Annotated in this window: 18 protein-coding genes; 11 read left to right on the top strand and 7 right to left on the bottom strand. The window is 37.4% G+C overall.

From position 1 onward, the window contains the following. Positions 1-110: 110 nt before the first annotated feature. On the top strand, positions 111-1,460 hold the full coding sequence (gdhA, locus tag ACPT8Q_RS07715; protein ID WP_050948518.1) for an NADP-specific glutamate dehydrogenase: 1,350 nt from the start codon (positions 111-113) through the stop codon (positions 1,458-1,460). Positions 1,461-1,568: 108 nt separating this feature from the next. Here gdhA and fur read toward each other — a convergent pair whose 3' ends face one another. The 3 genes from fur to ACPT8Q_RS07700 all read right to left on the bottom strand — a co-directional run bounded on the left by fur (position 1,569) and on the right by ACPT8Q_RS07700 (position 3,438). Continuing rightward, the gene (fur, locus tag ACPT8Q_RS07710; RefSeq protein ID WP_005671209.1) at positions 1,569-2,009 is read right to left on the bottom strand and encodes a ferric iron uptake transcriptional regulator; all 441 of its coding nucleotides are present in this window, start codon (positions 2,007-2,009) and stop codon (positions 1,569-1,571) included. Positions 2,010-2,036: 27 nt separating this feature from the next. Then, on the bottom strand, positions 2,037-2,561 hold the full coding sequence (gene fldA / locus ACPT8Q_RS07705) for a flavodoxin FldA (RefSeq protein WP_005648709.1): 525 nt from the start codon (positions 2,559-2,561) through the stop codon (positions 2,037-2,039). A gap of 94 nt (positions 2,562-2,655) precedes the next feature. Then, positions 2,656-3,438, bottom strand: a complete 783-nt coding sequence (locus ACPT8Q_RS07700; protein WP_050948517.1) for an alpha/beta fold hydrolase — start codon at positions 3,436-3,438, stop codon at positions 2,656-2,658. 69 nt (positions 3,439-3,507) lie between these two features. Here ACPT8Q_RS07700 and seqA point away from each other — a divergent pair, with 69 nt between their 5' ends. From seqA to selD, 8 genes are all read left to right on the top strand, one after another. After that, positions 3,508-4,113 (top strand): replication initiation negative regulator SeqA, encoded by a 606-nt coding sequence (gene seqA / locus ACPT8Q_RS07695; RefSeq protein ID WP_050948516.1) that lies wholly within the window; start codon positions 3,508-3,510, stop codon positions 4,111-4,113. A 2-nt stretch (positions 4,114-4,115) separates the two neighbouring features. Next, positions 4,116-5,474: an o-succinylbenzoate--CoA ligase gene (gene menE / locus ACPT8Q_RS07690; RefSeq protein ID WP_050948515.1), complete on the top strand. Its 1,359-nt coding sequence runs from the start codon at positions 4,116-4,118 to the stop codon at positions 5,472-5,474. Between the two features lie 42 nt (positions 5,475-5,516). Then, positions 5,517-8,840, top strand: a complete 3,324-nt coding sequence (gene mscK, locus ACPT8Q_RS07685) for a mechanosensitive channel MscK (RefSeq protein ID WP_050948514.1) — start codon at positions 5,517-5,519, stop codon at positions 8,838-8,840. 9 nt (positions 8,841-8,849) lie between these two features. Then, positions 8,850-9,923, top strand: coding sequence for a chorismate synthase (gene aroC / locus ACPT8Q_RS07680; protein WP_050948513.1), 1,074 nt, complete (start codon positions 8,850-8,852; stop codon positions 9,921-9,923). A gap of 357 nt (positions 9,924-10,280) precedes the next feature. Then, entirely contained in the window at positions 10,281-11,141 is an 861-nt protein-coding gene (gene mepA, locus ACPT8Q_RS07675; protein ID WP_050948512.1) for a penicillin-insensitive murein endopeptidase, read from the top strand. 17 nt (positions 11,142-11,158) lie between these two features. Beyond that, positions 11,159-11,926, top strand: coding sequence for a TSUP family transporter (locus tag ACPT8Q_RS07670; RefSeq protein WP_050948511.1), 768 nt, complete (start codon positions 11,159-11,161; stop codon positions 11,924-11,926). A gap of 46 nt (positions 11,927-11,972) precedes the next feature. Then, positions 11,973-12,929 carry a lauroyl-Kdo(2)-lipid IV(A) myristoyltransferase gene (gene lpxM, locus ACPT8Q_RS07665; RefSeq protein ID WP_050848281.1) on the top strand — a complete coding sequence of 319 codons (957 nt, stop codon included), beginning with the start codon at positions 11,973-11,975 and terminating at the stop codon, positions 12,927-12,929. A gap of 56 nt (positions 12,930-12,985) precedes the next feature. Continuing rightward, positions 12,986-14,026 (top strand): selenide, water dikinase SelD, encoded by a 1,041-nt coding sequence (selD, locus tag ACPT8Q_RS07660; protein WP_080358466.1) that lies wholly within the window; start codon positions 12,986-12,988, stop codon positions 14,024-14,026. 50 nt (positions 14,027-14,076) lie between these two features. On the opposite strand, the gene serS is transcribed toward selD, so the two are convergent. Then, positions 14,077-15,366: a serine--tRNA ligase gene (serS, locus tag ACPT8Q_RS07655; RefSeq protein ID WP_050948510.1), complete on the bottom strand. Its 1,290-nt coding sequence runs from the start codon at positions 15,364-15,366 to the stop codon at positions 14,077-14,079. A 158-nt stretch (positions 15,367-15,524) separates the two neighbouring features. Between serS and ACPT8Q_RS07650 the strand changes: the two genes are divergently transcribed. Together ACPT8Q_RS07650 and ACPT8Q_RS07645 are read left to right on the top strand one after the other, a co-directional pair. Further along, entirely contained in the window at positions 15,525-15,806 is a 282-nt protein-coding gene (locus ACPT8Q_RS07650; protein WP_050948509.1) for a hypothetical protein, read from the top strand. 120 nt (positions 15,807-15,926) lie between these two features. Beyond that, positions 15,927-16,145 carry a YdcH family protein gene (locus ACPT8Q_RS07645; RefSeq protein ID WP_050948508.1) on the top strand — a complete coding sequence of 73 codons (219 nt, stop codon included), beginning with the start codon at positions 15,927-15,929 and terminating at the stop codon, positions 16,143-16,145. A 46-nt stretch (positions 16,146-16,191) separates the two neighbouring features. On the opposite strand, the gene ACPT8Q_RS07640 is transcribed toward ACPT8Q_RS07645, so the two are convergent. From ACPT8Q_RS07640 to ACPT8Q_RS07630, 3 genes are all read right to left on the bottom strand, one after another. Continuing rightward, on the bottom strand, positions 16,192-16,671 hold the full coding sequence (locus ACPT8Q_RS07640; RefSeq protein ID WP_005628250.1) for a threonine/serine exporter family protein: 480 nt from the start codon (positions 16,669-16,671) through the stop codon (positions 16,192-16,194). A 1-nt stretch (position 16,672) separates the two neighbouring features. Next, entirely contained in the window at positions 16,673-17,443 is a 771-nt protein-coding gene (locus ACPT8Q_RS07635) for a threonine/serine ThrE exporter family protein (RefSeq protein ID WP_005667922.1), read from the bottom strand. A gap of 128 nt (positions 17,444-17,571) precedes the next feature. Beyond that, a complete protein-coding gene (locus ACPT8Q_RS07630; RefSeq protein WP_040034093.1) occupies positions 17,572-18,834 on the bottom strand; it encodes an HlyC/CorC family transporter in 1,263 nt (420 codons plus the stop codon). Positions 18,835-19,005 lie beyond the last annotated feature (171 nt).

Genomic DNA, 19,005 nt, shown 5'->3' with positions numbered 1-19,005 from the left:
TAAAAATGGTTGCAAGATTAAATTAGCCATTGCATATTGTCTATGCGCCTCACGAGGCGAAGACAATAAAAATACAATATACACAACATCAACAAAGAGGGAAATTCATTATGTCAAAAGTTGCTTCCTTAGACGCATTTTTAACAAAAGTTGTTCAACGCGATGGTCATCAACCTGAATTTTTACAAGCGGTTCGCGAGGTATTCACATCAATTTGGCCTTTTTTAGAAGCCAATCCTAAATATCGTTCAGAAGCATTATTAGAACGTTTAGTTGAACCAGAACGTGCATTTCAATTCCGTGTGGCGTGGACTGATGATAAAGGGCAAGTGCAAGTAAACCGAGCATTTCGTGTACAATTTAATAGTGCCATAGGCCCATTTAAAGGGGGAATGCGTTTCCATCCATCAGTAAATTTATCTATCTTAAAATTCTTAGGTTTTGAGCAAATCTTTAAAAATGCTTTAACAACATTGCCTATGGGCGGAGCAAAAGGCGGTTCGGACTTTGATCCAAAAGGCAAATCTGATGCTGAAGTTATGCGTTTTTGCCAAGCATTAATGGCTGAACTTTATCGTCACGTAGGAGCTGATACAGATGTTCCTGCTGGCGATATAGGTGTTGGCGGGCGCGAAGTTGGCTATTTAGCGGGCTATATGAAAAAATTATCAAACCAATCAGCTTGTGTTTTCACTGGTCGCGGTCTTTCTTTCGGTGGTAGTTTAATTCGTCCGGAAGCAACGGGATATGGCTTAGTTTATTTTGCTCAAGCAATGCTTGCTGAAAAAGGCGATAGTTTTGCAGGTAAAGTAGTTTCAGTTTCTGGTTCTGGTAATGTAGCACAATACGCGATTGAAAAAGCATTATCGCTTGGTGCAAAAGTAGTAACTTGTTCTGATTCATCGGGTTATGTTTATGATCCAAATGGATTTACTACTGAAAAATTAGCCGCACTTTTCGAAATTAAAAATACAAAACGTGGGCGTGTGAAAGATTATGCGGAGCAGTTTGGTTTACAATATTTTGAAGGTAAACGCCCTTGGGAAGTGAAAGTTGATATCGCGCTTCCTTGTGCAACTCAAAATGAGTTAGAACTTTCTGATGCACAACTTTTAATTAAAAATGGTGTGAAATTAGTGGCTGAAGGTGCCAATATGCCAACAACAATTGAAGCAACAGAAGCATTACTCGCTGCAAATGTATTATTTGGGCCGGGTAAAGCTGCCAACGCTGGTGGTGTTGCCACTTCTGGTTTAGAAATGGCACAAAGTTCACAACGTTTATATTGGACAGCGGAAGAAGTGGACGCTCAATTACATCGCATTATGTTAGATATTCACACAAACTGTAAAAAATACGGCACAATTGAAGGTCAAGAAAACATTAACTATGTTGTTGGTGCAAATGTAGCAGGCTTTGTTAAAGTAGCTGATGCTATGTTGGCTCAAGGCGTTTATTAACAGATAAAAAAGTTAAATTAAATAACCGCACTGTAATAAAGTGCGGTTATTTTTTCGGATAAAATTTGAATATAAGAAAGGCGACATTTTGTCGCCTTAGATATTAATTTATTTTGAATTGTTTTCATCACAATGATTAATATCACTGCATTTTCCGTAAAGATATACGTTATGCGTTTTTAATTTTATGCCGTATTTTTCGCTGATTTCACGCTGACGTTGTTCAATAATGTTATCAGTAAATTCAAATACTTTGCCGCAATCTTCACAAATAATATGATCGTGATGTTCTGTTGGAGCAAGCTCAAAAACGGATTTATTTCCCTCAAAATTATGACGGATTACAATATGCGCTTCATCAAATTGATTAAGCACACGATAAACTGTGGCTAATCCAATTTCACTACCTTGTTCCAGCAAAATTTTATAAACATCTTCTGCAGAAAAATGTTCATTTTTATGATTTTGCATTAAAGCGAGAATAGTTAAGCGAGGCTCTGTAATTTTTAATCCTGCTTTTTTGAGTAATTTAATATTTTCTTCAGACATAATTTTTCTTCCTATTATGCAAAAATGTTAAGCCAATTCAGCTAAACACATTTCATCATAAATTTGTTTACACCATTTTTCTACACGCTCTGCGGTAAGCTCTGGCTGGCGATCTTCATCAATACATAATCCGATGAAAGTGCCATCTTCCAATAAGGCTTTTGAAGCTTCAAAATTATAGCCTTCTGTTGGCCAATTTCCTACCACAATTGCACCGTGTGGCTCTATAATATCGCGCACAGTTCCAATAGCATCACAGAAATAATCCGCATAATCTTCTTGATCGCCACAGCCAAAAATACCTACAAGTTTATCTGTAAAATCGATTTCTTCGAGTGTTGGAAAAAAATCATCCCAGTCTGCTTGTGCTTCGCCGTAATACCAAGTTGGGATACCGAAAAGCAAGAAATCGTATGCTTCAATATCTTCTTTGCTACTTTTGGCAATATCACGAATATCAATTAAATCGCTACCTAATTGTTTTTGGATTTGTTTTGCGATGTTTTCAGTATTTCCAGTATCACTACCATAAAAAAGACCAACTATTGCCATTTTTATTTCCTTTTATATTAAATTTAATCTATTGATTATAAGACTTATCCAAATTCGGCGAACTATATCATAAAAGCATTCTCACTTAAACCACTTAATTCTTATTTAGAAATCGTTTAATTGCACGAATAACAAAATCAGGTTTTTCGGCGTGAACCCAGTGTCCACTCCCATTAATCGTAAAGGCAGTTGCATTAGGAAATTGTTCTAGAATTTTTTCGCTATTTTCTATTTTTATATAAGAGGAATTTCCACCCTTAATAAAAAGAGTTGGCGTAAATACACGTACCTTTTCCCAATCCATAATATCGGCATAATTGTTAAAAAGCGCGGTAAGATTAAAACGAAAACAATCAGCTGAATTAACATCAAAAGATTTCAACATAAATTGTACAACGTCTTCATCATTAATTTCTTGTTTTAAAATCGGTTTGGCTTGCTGACGATTTTCAGGCTTTGCATTTTTTACCGCAAATAGGCCATTAAACACATCTTTATGACCAAATCCTTTATAAGGCAGAGGGGACATATCAATTACGATTAATTTTTCGACTAATTCTGGGCAAAGTGCGGTGATTTTCATGGCGGTTTTTCCACCCATAGAATGACCAATTAATATCACTTTGGATAAACTTAAGTGGCGGATTACCTCGATAACATCTTCAGCCATCAGTTGATAATTCATTTTCTCCGAATGAAAACTATGACCGTGATTGCGTAGATCAATACGTAAAATATTGTAATGTTCACTAAAAGCTCTCGCGATAACGCCGAGATTATCCATATCGCCGAATAAACCGTGAATAAAAATTAAAACAGGCGTATTAATCGTTTGTTTTACTTGATGAAATTGATAATTGAGTAATGATTTTACCATAATTTTTACGTGAGAATTTGTAAAGAAGTCGTTATAATTGAAAAAATTTTAGCAAACAGAGAGATAAAAATGAAGATCATTGAAGTAGATGAAGAATTATACCAATATATTGCGAGCCAAACCCGCTCTATTGGGGAAAGTGCTTCGGATATTTTACGTCGTTTGCTTAGTTTACCTGTGCATACTTCAAGTGTTGATGATTTAGTTCTTACTTCAGCAGAAACTAACAAATCCGCAGATCAAAAGCCAGAACAGGCTATTAATGTGAAAGAAGTAAATATCAAAACAACAAAAAAGCAATCAATAAACGCAATTAATCAGATAGTAGAAAAAGTCCAAACTTTATTAAATTCAGATGAATTCAAAGAAGAAAGTAAGGCGGTGGTGCGTTTCTTAGCGATTTTACGTGTGCTTTATCGTACAAATCCTGAAAGTTTTGCTCAAGCCACAGAATCTTTACAGGGACGTACACGGGTTTATTTTGCTCGTGATGAAGCGACATTATTAATGGCTGGCAATCATACAAAACCAAAACAAATTCCAGATACGCCTTATTGGGTTATTACCAATACAAATAGTGGACGAAAAATGTTAATGCTAGAAGGCGCAATGCAATCTATGGAATTACCTGAAACATTGATTGATGAAGTACGATCATATTTCACGGTAAATTAATAATGTATCCTTGGCAACATTTTGCTATTCAACCTGATTTCTCAGATAAAATCGCTTTACGTACTAAGCAGAGCGATGCACTTACTTGGATAGAATTAACTACAAAGATTAACCAAACGGTGGCTTTTTTACAAAAAAAAGGAGTAAATGCGGAAAGTGCGGTTGCTTTTGTGGGAAAAAATTCAGAGAAAATTTTATTTTTATATCTAGCTACAATTCAGCTTGGTGCAAAAGTTTTAGGTATCAATCCTGCTTTTCCACAAGAAAAAATTGCAGAATTATGTGAGTTTTATCAAATTGATTTTTGTTTTTATGATAAAGATTTGCTGAATTTGCAAGAAATTGATGTTTTTACACAAAAAGCTGATTTTTTTCGTCCTGCGACGATGACGCTAACCTCTGGTTCTACAGGCTTACCAAAAGCAGTTGTGCATAATGTCCAAGCGCATTTGGATAATGCAAAAGGGGTATGTAACTTAATGAAGTTTGATTGTAATCAATCTTGGTTACTTTCATTACCCTTATATCACGTTTCAGGGCAAGGTATTGTTTGGCGTTGGTTATATTGTGGTGCGCAATTACATTTCCCAAAAGATGATTTTTATGCTTCATTATTAGAAACTACCCACGTTTCTCTTGTGCCAACGCAATTACAACGTTTGTTAGATTATTTACAGGAAAATTCGATTATTTCATTTTCTACACGTCATATTTTACTTGGTGGTACGCATATTCCTGCTGAACTCACGAAAAAAATAGTGAAATATGGTATTGAAACTTATTCTGGCTACGGAATGACGGAAATGGCTTCGACAGTTTTTGCCAAAAAATCTGATGAAAAACAAGGTGTGGGGCAACCGCTATTAGGCAGAGAATATTGCTTAGTAAATGATGAAATTTGGCTGAAAGGTGCAGGTTTGGCGATGGGTTATTGGAAGGATCGACAAATTGTTTCATTAACGAATAACCAAGGTTGGCTTCAGACAAAAGATAAAGGTGTTTTGCAAGAGGGCGAACTTGTTATTATCGGACGACTTGATAATATGTTTATTTCTGGTGGCGAAAATATTCAGCCAGAAGAAATTGAACAAGTGATTATTCAACATTCTTCAGTTAATCAAGTGTTTGTTTTACCACAAAAAAACAAAGAATTTGGTCAGCGTCCTGTCGCTTTAGTGGATTTTAATGAATCCTTTAGCAAAAGTGCGGTTGAAAATTTAATGTTTTTTTTACAAGATAAACTCGCACGTTTTAAACAACCTATTGCATATTATCCTTTACCACTGATGCTTGGGAAAGGCATTAAGATCTCACGTAAACAGCTTGCCGATTGGCTGGCAAAGCAAGATAAGATAAATTAATTTTACCATTTAGATTAGGAAAAAATAATGATTAGGAAACTTATGAAAACACCTCCATTTTTTACCGCACTTTTTGCCTCGGCAATGTTTACCCTTAGTGTTTCACAAGGGGCATTAGGGGCAAATTCAACAAATGTATTACCAACGGAGCAATCGCTTAAAGCCGATTTGGCTAACGCTCAAAAAATGAGTGAGGGGGAAGCAAAAAATACGTTGTTAGCAGAATTACAAACATCAATTGATTTATTGCAGCAAATTCAAGCTCAACAAAAAATCAATGATGCATTGCAAACAACATTAAGCCATTCAGAGAGTGAAATTAGAAAGAATAATGCAGAAATTCAAGCATTAAAAAAACAACAAGAAACAGCAACAAGTACTGATTATAATGCACAGTCACAGGACTATTTACAAAATAGTCTCGCTAAGTTAAATGATCAATTACAAGATACGCAAAACGCATTAGGCGCGGCAAATGCACAATTGGCAGGGCAAAATTCTATTTCTGAACGAGCTCAAGCAGCATTAACGGAAAATGTTGTACGCACACAGCAAATTAATCAACAATTGGCCAATAATGATATTGGTAGCTCATTACGAAAACAATATCAGGTTGAATTACAACTGATTGATTTAAAGAATAGTTATAATCAAAATTTATTAAAAAATAATGATCAGCTTTCTTTACTTTATCAAAGTCGTTACGACCTATTGAATTTACGTTTGCAGGTGCAACAACAAAATATTATTGCGATTCAAGAAGTCATTAATCAAAAAAATCTTCAGCAATCACAAAATCAACTAGAACAAGCTCAGCAGCAACAGCAAAAAACTGTGCAAAATGATTACATTCAAAAAGAACTTGATCGCAATGCACAGCTTGGTCAGTATCTATTACAACAAACAGAAAAAGCGAATTCATTAACTCAAGATGAGTTAAGAATGCGGAATATTTTAGATAGCCTCACTCAAACTCAACATACTATTGATGAACAAATTAGTGCATTACAAGGCACGTTAGTTCTTTCACGTATTATCCAGCAACAAAAACAAAAATTACCGACTAACTTAAATATTCAAGGTTTATCAAAACAAATTGCCGATTTGCGTGTGCATATTTTTGACATTACTCAAAAACGCAATGAACTTTATGATCTAAATAACTATATTAATAAAGTTGAAAGTGAAGATGGAAAACAATTTACTGAGGCAGAAAGAACGCAAGTTAAAACGCTATTAACTGAGCGTCGGAAAATGACATCTGATCTGATTAAATCCTTAAATAATCAATTAAATCTCGCGATTTCTTTGGAATTAACACAGCAGCAAATTACACAAATCAGTGATCAAATTCAATCTAAATTAGAGCAGCAAAGTTTTTGGGTGAAAAGTAATAATCCCATTAATTTAGATTGGATAAAAATGCTGCCAAGAGCTTTAATTGAACAGTTTAATGGTATGTTGAAAAAATTAGGTTTTCCAACTAATTATGACAATTTACCTTATTTACTTATGTATTTCTTAGGGTTATTTATTGTAGGCGGTGCAATTTTTAAATTTAAAAATCGTATTAAACAACAATTAAACAAAATTAATCGTGAAATACATCGCTTAGATACAGATAGTCAGTGGAGTACGCCACTTGCCCTGTTATTAACTGCGTTTTTAACGCTTTCTAGTACACTTTGGTTTTTAGCAGTTTGCCAAATGATCGGCTTCTTTTTCTTCAAAAATCCAGAAGAATTTTGGCATTGGTCATTTAGTATGGCGGGTTATTGGTGGTTCTTTACATTTTGGATTTCATTGTTCCGTCCAAATGGTATTTTTGTTAATCATTTTGAATCTTCAAAAGAGAATGCACAACGTTTTCGTGGTGTTATCCAACGCATTATTATTGTGATTGTATTGCTTTTAAATACTTCTGTGTTTAGCAATGTCACTGATGCAGGTTTAGCTAATGATGTGTTAGGTCAAATTAATACTATTACAGCTCTAATTTTCTGTGCGGCGATTATTGCCCCTCGTTTTAATCGAGTACTTCGCTCTTATGAACCTGAAACAAATAAACATCATTGGTTAATAAGAATTGTACAAATTGGTTTGAGATTAATTCCTGTGGGATTAATCGTACTTATTGTTTTAGGCTATTACTACACCGCTTTAAATTTAATTGAGCATTTTATTCATTCTTATATTGCTTGGTGTGTATGGTGGTTAGTACGCAATACGATTTACCGTGGTATTACGGTTTCTTCTCGTCGTTTAGCACATCGCCGTTTAGCAGAAAAACGTCGTCAAAAAGCACTTGAAAATAATTATGAAAATATATCCTCTGATGATGTGGTTGCAGTGGGAGAGCCAGAGGAAAGTTTGGCGTTAAATGATGTGCGTAGCCAATTATTACGTTTTGTAGATCTCTTTATTTGGACAGCATTATTGGGGATTTTCTACTACGTATGGTCAGATTTAGTCACAGTAGTGAGCTATTTACGTGAAATTACACTTTGGCAACAAACCACGACAACCGATGCTGGCACTGTAGTGGAAAGCATTACTTTATTTAATCTTCTTGTTGCTTTAGTTATCGTAGGAATTACTTATGTGTTGGTTCGTAATATTTCAGGCATTTTGGAAGTATTAATTTTCTCTCGAGTGAATCTTTCACAAGGTACGCCTTATACGATTACGACATTGCTCACTTATATTTTTATCGCCATTGGTGGTGCGTGGGCATTTGCAACCTTAGGGATGTCTTGGTCAAAATTACAATGGTTATTCGCCGCACTTTCTGTTGGTCTTGGTTTTGGTATGCAAGAGATTTTTGCAAACTTTGTGTCGGGCATTATTTTGTTATTTGAACGCCCAATCCGAGTTGGCGATGTCGTAACCATTAATGGTGTAAGTGGTACTGTAGCGAAAATTCGCATTCGTGCAATTACATTGATTGATTTTGATCGCAAAGAAGTGATTGTGCCAAATAAATCTTTTGTAACAGGTCAAGTAACCAACTGGGCATTATCTAACACGATGACACGTTTAGTGATTAGCGTTGGTGTTGCTTATGGTTCTGATTTAACACTCGTACGCCAATTATTACTTCAAGCAGCTGATGAACAGCCGACTGTTTTACGCGATCCTAAACCATCTGCTTATTTTTTAACTTTTGGTGCAAGTACTTTGGATCACGAATTACGTGTTTATGTAGAACAAGTTGGAGATCGTACCAGTACTACAGATGCTATTAATCGCCGTATTAATGAATTATTTGCAGAACATAATATTGATATTGCCTTTAATCAATTAGATGTATTTATCAAAAATAATGACACTGGCGAAGAAATTCCCTTTGTTGATGTAAAAAAATAAGGGGAAATTATGGCAGGTAATACAATTGGACAACTTTTTCGTGTGACGACCTTTGGGGAGTCACATGGGATTGCATTAGGCTGTATCGTTGATGGGGTACCGCCAAATCTTGAATTATCTGAGCAAGATATTCAGCCAGATTTAGATCGTCGTAAACCTGGGACATCACGATATACCACGCCGCGTCGTGAGGATGATGAAGTTCAAATTTTATCTGGTGTGTTTGAAGGAAAAACCACAGGCACAAGTATTGGAATGATCATTAAAAATGCTGATCAGCGTTCTCAAGATTATGGCGAGATTAAAGATCGTTTTCGCCCTGGTCATGCAGACTTTACCTATCAGCAAAAATATGGCATTCGTGATTACCGTGGCGGTGGGCGTTCTTCAGCGCGTGAAACAGCGATGCGAGTTGCAGCGGGAGCGATTGCAAAAAAATATTTACGCGAATATTTTGGCATTGAGGTGCGCGGTTTTTTAAGTCAAATCGGTCATGTGAAAATTTTGCCACAGACCATCGGAGAAATTGATTGGGAAAAGGTAAACAGCAATCCATTCTTTTGCCCTGATGAAAGTGCGGTAGAAAAATTTGATGAATTGATCCGTGAACTTAAAAAAGAAGGGGATTCTATTGGCGCAAAACTTACCGTTATTGCAGAAAATGTGCCAGTAGGATTGGGCGAGCCAGTATTTGACCGTTTAGATGCAGATCTTGCTCACGCATTAATGGGAATTAATGCAGTAAAAGGCGTCGAAATTGGTGATGGTTTTGCAGTGGTTGAACAACGTGGTTCGGAACATCGTGATGAAATGACACCTAATGGCTTTGAAAGTAATCACGCAGGCGGCATTTTAGGCGGAATTAGTTCAGGACAGCCAATTATCGCCACGATTGCGTTAAAACCAACTTCAAGTATTACAATTTCTGGTCGTTCAATTAATCTTAATGGCGAGCCAGTAGAAGTTGTGACAAAAGGTCGTCACGATCCTTGTGTGGGTATTCGTGCTGTACCCATCGCAGAAGCCATGATGGCGATTGTCTTATTAGATCATCTATTACGTTTTAAGGCGCAGTGTAAATAATCTTAGTATAAGATGGGAGTCTGTGCCTAGGGTAGGTATACCCTAGGTTAGTTTGATGTTACCCCTTTGGGGTAAGTGGAAAGTTCTTCAATGGGGCTGAACTTAAGGTGTACCTATATGTGAGTCTGTTCCTAGGGTAGGTATACCCTAGGTTAGTTTGATATTACCCCTTTGGGGTAAGTGTAAAGTTCCCCAAAGGGGAACTATTTTTCTAACCGTGGGTATACTTACCCACGGCAAAACCTAGGATATACTTACCCACGGTAAAACCTAGGATATACTTACCCACGGCAAGACCTAGGATATACTTACCCACGGCAAAATCTAAGATATGCTTACCCATAGCAAAACTTTAGAATGAATAAAATTTTATTAAAAAAAACCATAATTTTTACCGCACTTTTCTCTCTGAACGTTGCTGCGTCTCCTCTAGATTGGCAAAAAGTGAAACGTCCAATACCAAGTGGCGATGGGAAAGCAAAACCTATTGGTAGTTATACCAATGGATGTATTATTGGGGCGCAAGCACTACCGCCGAAAGGAGACGGTTACCAAGTTATTCGTATGAATCGCAATCGTTATTATGGTCATCCAAATATGATTCAGTATCTTGAACGTTTGGGACAACGTGCTAAAGCTGCTGGGTTACCAACGATGTTAGTGGGCGATATTGCCATGCCAGGTGGTGGACGATTTTTAACGGGTCATGCTAGCCATCAGATGGGATTAGATGCGGATATTTGGTTAAGAATGGGCGAAATGTCGGACGCCGATGCGCTGAATTCTGATGGTAAAGGTTTATTAGTTGTAGATAGAAAGGCGCAACGAGTGGATGAACGCGTATGGAATAGCAATCATGCGACGTTAATCAAATTAGCCGCGAAAGATCCAAATGTGGCACGTATTTTTGTTAATCCTGCGATTAAGGTAAAATTATGTCAAACTGCTGGCAATGATCGCGGCTGGTTACACAAAGTTCGTCCTTGGTATGGACACGACTCTCATTTTCATGTTCGTTTAACTTGCCCAGCAGATGCGTCTTATTGTGAAAATCAAGCACCCGTTCCTCCCAGTGATGGTTGTGGAGACGAATTATATTCTTGGTTTGAGCCACCAAAACCAGGTGCTTCAGTGAGCAAACCTAAAGTTACACCACCTGAGCCGTTTTTGTGCCAACAAATTTTAAATTCCCCGAATCGAAATGAATGGTTAGAATAGAATTAAGGTAAATCAATATGGATATCGGAATTGATCTTTTAGCAATATTGTTTTGTGTTGGTTTTGTCGCATCATTTATCGATGCAATTGCTGGTGGTGGGGGATTAATCACCATTCCAGCGTTGCTCATGACTGGTATGCCACCAGCAATGGCGTTAGGCACTAACAAATTGCAAGCTATGGGCGGTGCATTATCCGCAAGTCTTTATTTCTTGCGAAAAAGAGCGGTCAATTTACGCGATATTTGGTTTATTTTGATTTGGGTTTTCTTAGGTTCTGCCCTAGGTACATTATTAATTCAATCAATTGACGTGGCGATTTTCAGAAAAATTCTGCCTTTTCTGATTTTAGTCATTGGTCTGTATTTTTTATTTACCCCTAAATTAGGTGATGAAGATCGGAAACAACGATTAAATTATCTGTTATTTGGTCTTTTAATTAGCCCATTTTTAGGTTTTTATGATGGCTTCTTTGGCCCAGGAACGGGCTCAATTATGAGTTTGGCCTGTGTTACTTTGCTAGGATTTAATCTCCCGAAAGCGACAGCACATGCAAAAGTGATGAACTTCACTTCGAACCTTGCTTCTTTTGCACTTTTCTTATTGGGCGGACAAATTCTTTGGAAAGTGGGGTTCGTGATGATGGCTGGGAGCATTTTAGGTGCAAATTTAGGCGCCAAAATGGTGATGACGAAAGGTAAAACCTTGATTCGACCGATGGTTGTTATCATGTCTTTTATGATGACGGCCAAAATGGTTTACGATCAGGGCTGGTTTCATTTTTAATTCGGAAAGCGCACAAAAGTGCGGTTAAAATTAATTTCATTTTATTATGTCGGATAATCAACAAAATTTACGTCTGACGGCGAGAGTGGGCTATGAAGCGCACTTTTCATGGTCGTATTTAAAGCCTCAATATTGGGGAATTTGGCTCGGTATTTTCTTTTTATTGTTGTTAGCATTTGTGCCTTTTCGTCTGCGCGATAAATTGGCGGGAAAATTAGGTATTTGGATTGGGCATAAAGCAAAGAAACAGCGTACGCGCGCGCAAACTAACTTGCAATATTGCTTTCCTCATTGGACTGAACAACAACGTGAGCAAGTCATTGATAAAATGTTTGCGGTTGTCGCTCAGGTTATGTTTGGTATTGGTGAGATTGCCATCCGTTCAAAGAAACATTTGCAAAAACGCAGTGAATTTATCGGTCTTAAACATATCGAACAGGCAAAAGCTGAATGCAAGAATATTATTCTTATGGTGCCACATGGCTGGGCGATTGATGCGTCTGGCATTATTTTGCACACTCAAGGCATGCCAATGACTTCTATGTATAATCCACATCGTAATCCACTGGTGGATTGGCTTTGGACAATTATACGCCAACGTTTTGGCGGAAAAATGCATGCTCGCCAAAATGGTATTAAACCCTTTTTAAATCATGTTCGTAAAGGCGAAATGGGTTATTACTTACCGGATGAAGATTTTGGTGCGGAGCAAAGCGTATTTGTTGATTTCTTTGGGACTTATAAAGCAACATTACCGGGATTAAATAAAATGGCAAAACTTTCTAAAGCCGTTGTTATTCCAATGTTTCCTCGTTATAACGCTGAAACCGGCAAATATGAAATGGAAATTCATCCTGCAATGAATTTAAGCGATGATCCTGAACAATCAGCCCGAGCAATGAACGAAGAAATAGAATCTTTTGTTACGCCAACGCCAGAGCAATATGTTTGGATTTTGCAATTATTGCGTACAAGGAAAGATGGCGAAGATCTTTATGATTAAGAATAGGTTTAAACGTCATATTCTCGAAAACGAATATTCAACAAGGTAAATAAGAAATGGAAGAAAAAATTCGGCTGACGCAATACAGCCATGGTGCAGGTTGAGGCTGTAAAATTTCGCCTAAGGTGTTAGGGACAATTTTACATTCAGAACTGGAAAAATTTTATGATCCAAATCTGCTCGTCGGCAATGAAACCGCAGACGATGCAGCGGTGTATGATCTTGGGAATGGAACTGCGATTATCAGTACCACAGACTTTTTCATGCCGATTGTAGATGATCCTTTTGATTTTGGACGAATTGCCGCAACCAATGCCATCAGTGATATTTTTGCTATGGGCGGTAAGCCGATTATGGGAATCGCTATTTTAGGTTTTCCAACTAATGTATTACCTGCAGAAGTTGCACAGAAAATTGTTGATGGCGGTCGCTTTGCTTGCCATCAAGCGGGTATTGCTTTGGCAGGTGGACATTCCATTGATTCACCCGAACCTATTTTTGGTTTAGCGGTGACAGGCGTGATTGACACTGAAAAAGTGAAACGTAATGCTTCTGCAAAATCAGGTTGTAAGCTTTATATGACGAAACCGCTTGGTATCGGTATTTTGACGACGGCGGAGAAAAAAGGAAAACTTAAGCCAGAACATCAAGGTTTAGCCACTGCCGCTATGTTCCAAATGAATTCCATTGGTAGCCAATTTTCCCAAGTGGATGGCGTAACAGCAATGACGGATGTCACAGGATTTGGTTTACTTGGTCATTTAATTGAAATCTGTGAAGGTTCAAATCTAAGTGCGGTAGTTTTTGCGGACAAAATTAAAACCTTGGACGGCGTAAAAGATTATATTGCTCAAGGTTGCGTCCCCGGAGGAACAGGGCGTAATTTTGAAAGTTATGGGCATAAAGTGGGTTTATTAACGGAAGAACAAAAAGCGATTTTGTGCGATCCTCAAACATCAGGCGGTTTATTAGTGGCAGTTGAGCCTAATAGCGTTCAAACGGTCATTGAAATAGCCAAAGATGCGGGCATTGATTTATATGAAGTAGGTGAATTAAAATCTAAATCAGAATCCGATGTCGCTGTTGAAATAGCTTAATAAAAAAGCGTGGAAATTTTAAAATCCACGCTTTTTTATTTATAGAAGGATTATTTTCCAATAATTTCTAATCCGCCCATATACGGACGTAGCACTTCTGGCACGGTGATTGAACCATCTGCATTTTGATAGTTTTCAAGCACAGCCACTAAAGTACGACCAACAGCCAAGCCAGAACCATTTAAGGTATGCACTAAGCGCGTTTTCTTATCGCCTTTTGCTTTACAACGTGCTTGCATACGGCGAGCTTGGAAATCCCACATATTTGAGCAAGAAGAAATTTCACGATAAGTATTTTGTGCAGGCACCCACACTTCTAAGTCGTAAGTTTTGCAAGAACCAAAGCCCATATCGCCTGTGCAAAGTAAAACTTTACGGTATGGTAAATTTAATAATTGCAATACTTTTTCCGCATGACCTGTTAATTCTTCAAGTGCTTCCATTGATTTATCTGGATCAACGATTTGTACCATTTCCACTTTATCAAATTGGTGCATACGAATTAAACCGCGAGTATCACGACCGTAAGAGCCTGCTTCTGAACGGAAACATGGTGTATGTGCGGTCATTTTTATTGGCAATTCTGCTTCATCAATAATTACATCACGCACTAAATTAGTGACTGGCACTTCTGCGGTTGGAATTAATGCGTAAGGTTGTTCGCCTTCTAAAGCAAGCGTATGGAATAAATCTTCCCCAAATTTTGGTAATTGCCCAGTGCCATAAAGTGTGGCGTGATTCACTAAATAAGGCACATAGGTTTCTAAATAGCCGTGCTGTTCAGTATGAAGATCTAACATAAATTGCGCTAATGCACGGTGCATTTTAGCGATTTGACCTTTCATTACGGCAAAACGCGCACCAGCTAATTTAGCTCCTGCGGCAAAATCTAAGCCATTTGCTTCTTCGCCTAAAGCCACATGATCTTTTACTTCAAAATCAAATGTACGTGGCGTGCCCCAACGTAAGATTTCTTTATTTTCGGTGTCATCTTTGCCTAATGGCACTTCGTCTGCAGGTAGATTTGGAATACTTAATGCAATTTGATTGATTTCCGCAAGTACCGCATCTAATTGTGCTTTTGCTTCAGTCAATTGGTTGCCCATATTATCTACTTCAGCCAATAATGGTTCGATATTTTCACCACGCGCTTTGGCTGCACCTATCGCTTTGGAACGCGAGTTACGTTCCGCTTGTAAATTTTCAGTAGTGACTTGTAAGTTCTTGCGTTGTTCTTCTAATGAAGTGAGTTTTTCTGTATCAAGAATAAAGTTGCGTTTTACTTTTAATTTTTCTGCGACTTCGGATAAATTATTACGGAGCAAATTTGGATCGATCATAGAATTTCCTTACTTTTTTCGTTGAAATGAAAATAGCCTTATTCTAGCGTGCTTTCTTTAAATAAACCAGTTTAAAAGCCAGCGGATAAAAATAAAGAAAAATTGACCGCACTTTGTGTTAGAACCCAGCCCCATTTAGTCTGAATTTTAGGTAAATTATGAGAAAATTTATTCTTTCTTTTCTGTTTATGCTTATCGGTGGCGGACTGGTTTTGCGAGGAAGTGTTTTCATCTCACAAAATAAATTGAAGATGATGCAATCTATTCAACCATTAGATAATAATTTGGTGGCATTTCATTTTGTTCAACAGCCTAATCTTGTGATGGCAGAGAAACCTTATGTTATCTCAACGGGTATTGGTGCTGGCTTTGGAATTATTCTTAGTTTGTTAGCGATGATGATTTTAGGTGCAGGAAGAAATAAAAAAGCAAAAGAATAAAGAATTATTTGCGATAAATAAATTTTTGTGATCGTTGTCAAATTTTTAAGATCCTGTTCTGTTTATTTGGGGTGAATGTAGTAAACTGAAACCAGTTAAAACCACTATAGGAGCAATGCTATGTTTCCCGAATATCGAGACTTAATTACCCAGCTTAAAAGTAATGATGCTTATTTTGATCGTCTTTTTGAAAAGCATAACGAATTAGATCATGAAATTAAGAATATGCAGGAAAACATTCAGCTCGCCACTCACATGGAAATTGAGGCTTTGAAAAAAGAAAAATTACGGATTAAAGATGAGCTTTATGAATACCTCAAGAAAAAATCACAAGAATAGTAGAAAGCCGACAAATGTCGGCTTTTTTGTTGCACTGTTTTTAGTGTTACACCACAGGTTTTTGTCGATAAAACAATAAGCCCGGTAAAGCCAATCCAAATACTATTGCGCCTAGGATAAAACTGGTATTAATAAAGGAACTAATCATCTGTTCAAATAAAGCATCAGAAAAGCCAAAATGATGAATTTGTACCATTGAAATCATTGCTTTATAAGCATGAACACCGGGAATCATGGGGATAATTGCGGCAACGGTGAAGGCTTTGGGATGGGCTAAATAACGATGGGAAAGATGCACGCCTAAAAATCCAATCACACAAGTGGCAAAGAATGTAGCAAATACAATAGGCATATTAATATGCAGTAATAATGTGCGTGTAACATGCCCAAGTGCGGCTAAAATTGCACAATATTTTAAGGCTTTGGGCGGTACATTAAATACTAAAGCAAAGCCCACCGCTGGAATCGCAGCAAATAGCATATCATCGAGTAATTTCAAGATAAATATTGTGATGTCTAATAACATTTTAATGCCCCCAAGTTGTAATATGTAATAGGCTTAAAGCGAATACAATACCAAGACATGCACCAAAAGTGAGAATAGTTGCAATCGTCCAACGGCCTAATCCCATATTCACATAACCTTTTAATATATCCGCCAAAGAATTAATCAGCGGAAACCCTGGCACAAGTAATAACACACTAGATGCTAAGGCAATTTGAGGATCGTTACCTAAGTTATATTTTAAGCTCACGCCAGAAATCAGAGAGGCGACGAAAGAGGTGATGGAAAAGACGATAAGAGGATTATAGTGCCGTTTAGAAAATTCTTGTCGCACAAACATGGCAATGGCGGCTGCCACAAAGGTAATGCCGCAAATTATCCAGTCGCCGCCAGATAAATGGGCGAATGCTGCACAAGATAAGCCAATCATGAATACAACTAACCATCGGTTATATTTAAGCGGTTTTAATTGATCCAGTTTTCTTTGTGCGATCTCTAACTCATACAAATGATGCTCAACGGCAATCACAATGCGTTGAACATCCGTGACCATTTGCATATTAATGCCTTTATCTGTATTTTTTCGTGCGGTAGTAATGCAATGATTATCTGATAAGGTCGTCAGCACAACTGCATTTGCCGTAAGTGCACATTCTACACTTTCTACGCCAAGTGCTACGCCTAAACGCTGCGCCATTTGTACCACCACGGTACTTTCTGCCCCATGTTGTAACAAGAGCAGTGCCGTTTGTACGCACACGCGAGTCACCGCCCGTTGATATTCGTGTTCCATATCTTTGTTCTCTATCAAAATATACCTAGAAAGAATTATAAAAATCTTTTCTAAAAAATGCGCAAAAAAAGAACCGCACTTATGATCCAAGTCAAAAGTGCGGTTCAATTTGGCGGAGTTTTTTATGATTAAAGTTTGACGACTTTCGCCTGTTTTATCATATTATCGCCCACTTCAAGAATAGTGATTAGCAAACCATCAATTTCGCAAATCGTGCCTTCATCGGGTATTTCCTCTAAGTGTTCTAAGATTAAACCATTAAAAGTACGAGCATCTTCTGTATCTAATTCCCAGTTAAACATTTTGTTGAGATCGCGTAGATTAGCGGAGCCATCGATAATCATTGAACCATCAGACTGTTGAATTACTTCTTTGTCAATGCTTGGGGCGGTGGAAGTGGTAAAATCCCCAACAATTTCTTCCAAAATATCTTCCAACGTCACAAGCCCTTTAATATCGCCGTATTCATCTACAACTAAGCCAATGCGCTCTTTATTTGCACGGAAATTCGCAAGTTGCGTTTTTAATGGCGTGCTTTCAGGAATGAAATACACTTCATCAGCGGCACGAATTAAGGTTTCTTTGGTAAATTCATTTTTTTCAAGGAGCAAGCGGAATGCTTCACGCACGCGCAAAATGCCAAGTACTTGTTCATCAAGGCTACTTTTATAAAGTACAACACGATTGTGTGCGGCGTGATTGAGCTGGCGCATAATAGCTCTCCAATCATCATCAATATTTATACCGCCGATTTCGTTGCGGGGAACCATAATGTCATCAACAGTGACTGTCTCCATATCCAAAATAGACAGCAACATTTGTGGATGTTGTTCATTTGGTGTTGCTTCGCCCGCTTCTGACACAATACTACGCAGTTCTTCACTACTAATTACTTGTTTTTGCATATCAAGTTTTAACCCTACTATTTGCATCAAGGATTTAGTAAAAATATTCATTAACCAAACGAGCGGATAAAAGATTTTAAGCAATGAAGTTAAAATATGACTTGAAAAAAAACTCACTTTTTCTGCGTGCATTGCAGCCACCGTTTTGGGGAATATTTCAGAAAATACGAGCATTACGAAAGTGAGCAAACCCGTTGCAATCGCCACGCCGGCATCGCCATATAAACGCATACCAATTACTGTTGCAATTGCAGATGCGCTGATATTCACAAGGTTATTAAAAATAAGAATAAAACTTAACAAGGTATCTGGCTTTTCTAGCAGTTTTTCCGCTTTTTTCGCGCCTTTATTGCCTTGTTCAGATAGAAAACGAAGACGATATTTATTGAGGGAGAGTAGTCCAGTTTCAGAACCAGAAAAATAGGCTGATAAAACTAAACAGATAATAAGAATAATAAATAAAGTACTAAGGGGAATGCTATCCAAGGGAAAATCCTTTTGTTCGTTAATCAACAAAAAGTGCGGTCATTTTTCACCGCACTTTTTACCTGTTATTTGATTTTGCTAAATCAAATAGCTGCTCAAATAGCCAAGAGTGGGCAGAATAATACCTGAAATTGGCTAAATAATCATTCTTTTTCCTTATGTCCTATACTT

It is taken from the genome of Haemophilus sp. HN_Hi10 (genome assembly GCF_049821985.1).
Taxonomy (GTDB): domain Bacteria; phylum Pseudomonadota; class Gammaproteobacteria; order Enterobacterales; family Pasteurellaceae; genus Haemophilus; species Haemophilus influenzae_D.
This window is presented reverse-complemented; position numbering and strand designations above follow the sequence as displayed.

Excerpts from the sequence above, each read along its gene's own strand:
- gdhA (WP_050948518.1), top strand. The coding sequence starts at position 111 with ATGTCAAAAGTTGCTTCCTTAGACGCATTTTTAACAAAAGTTGTTCAA.
- fur (WP_005671209.1), bottom strand. The coding sequence starts at position 2,009 with ATGTCTGAAGAAAATATTAAATTACTCAAAAAAGCAGGATTAAAAATT.
- fldA (WP_005648709.1), bottom strand. The coding sequence starts at position 2,561 with ATGGCAATAGTTGGTCTTTTTTATGGTAGTGATACTGGAAATACTGAA.
- ACPT8Q_RS07700 (WP_050948517.1), bottom strand. The coding sequence starts at position 3,438 with ATGGTAAAATCATTACTCAATTATCAATTTCATCAAGTAAAACAAACG.
- seqA (WP_050948516.1), top strand. The coding sequence starts at position 3,508 with ATGAAGATCATTGAAGTAGATGAAGAATTATACCAATATATTGCGAGC.
- menE (WP_050948515.1), top strand. The coding sequence starts at position 4,116 with ATGTATCCTTGGCAACATTTTGCTATTCAACCTGATTTCTCAGATAAA.
- mscK (WP_050948514.1), top strand. The coding sequence starts at position 5,517 with ATGAAAACACCTCCATTTTTTACCGCACTTTTTGCCTCGGCAATGTTT.
- aroC (WP_050948513.1), top strand. The coding sequence starts at position 8,850 with ATGGCAGGTAATACAATTGGACAACTTTTTCGTGTGACGACCTTTGGG.
- mepA (WP_050948512.1), top strand. The coding sequence starts at position 10,281 with ATGAATAAAATTTTATTAAAAAAAACCATAATTTTTACCGCACTTTTC.
- ACPT8Q_RS07670 (WP_050948511.1), top strand. The coding sequence starts at position 11,159 with ATGGATATCGGAATTGATCTTTTAGCAATATTGTTTTGTGTTGGTTTT.
- lpxM (WP_050848281.1), top strand. The coding sequence starts at position 11,973 with ATGTCGGATAATCAACAAAATTTACGTCTGACGGCGAGAGTGGGCTAT.
- serS (WP_050948510.1), bottom strand. The coding sequence starts at position 15,366 with ATGATCGATCCAAATTTGCTCCGTAATAATTTATCCGAAGTCGCAGAA.
- ACPT8Q_RS07650 (WP_050948509.1), top strand. The coding sequence starts at position 15,525 with ATGAGAAAATTTATTCTTTCTTTTCTGTTTATGCTTATCGGTGGCGGA.
- ACPT8Q_RS07645 (WP_050948508.1), top strand. The coding sequence starts at position 15,927 with ATGTTTCCCGAATATCGAGACTTAATTACCCAGCTTAAAAGTAATGAT.
- ACPT8Q_RS07640 (WP_005628250.1), bottom strand. The coding sequence starts at position 16,671 with ATGTTATTAGACATCACAATATTTATCTTGAAATTACTCGATGATATG.
- ACPT8Q_RS07635 (WP_005667922.1), bottom strand. The coding sequence starts at position 17,443 with ATGGAACACGAATATCAACGGGCGGTGACTCGCGTGTGCGTACAAACG.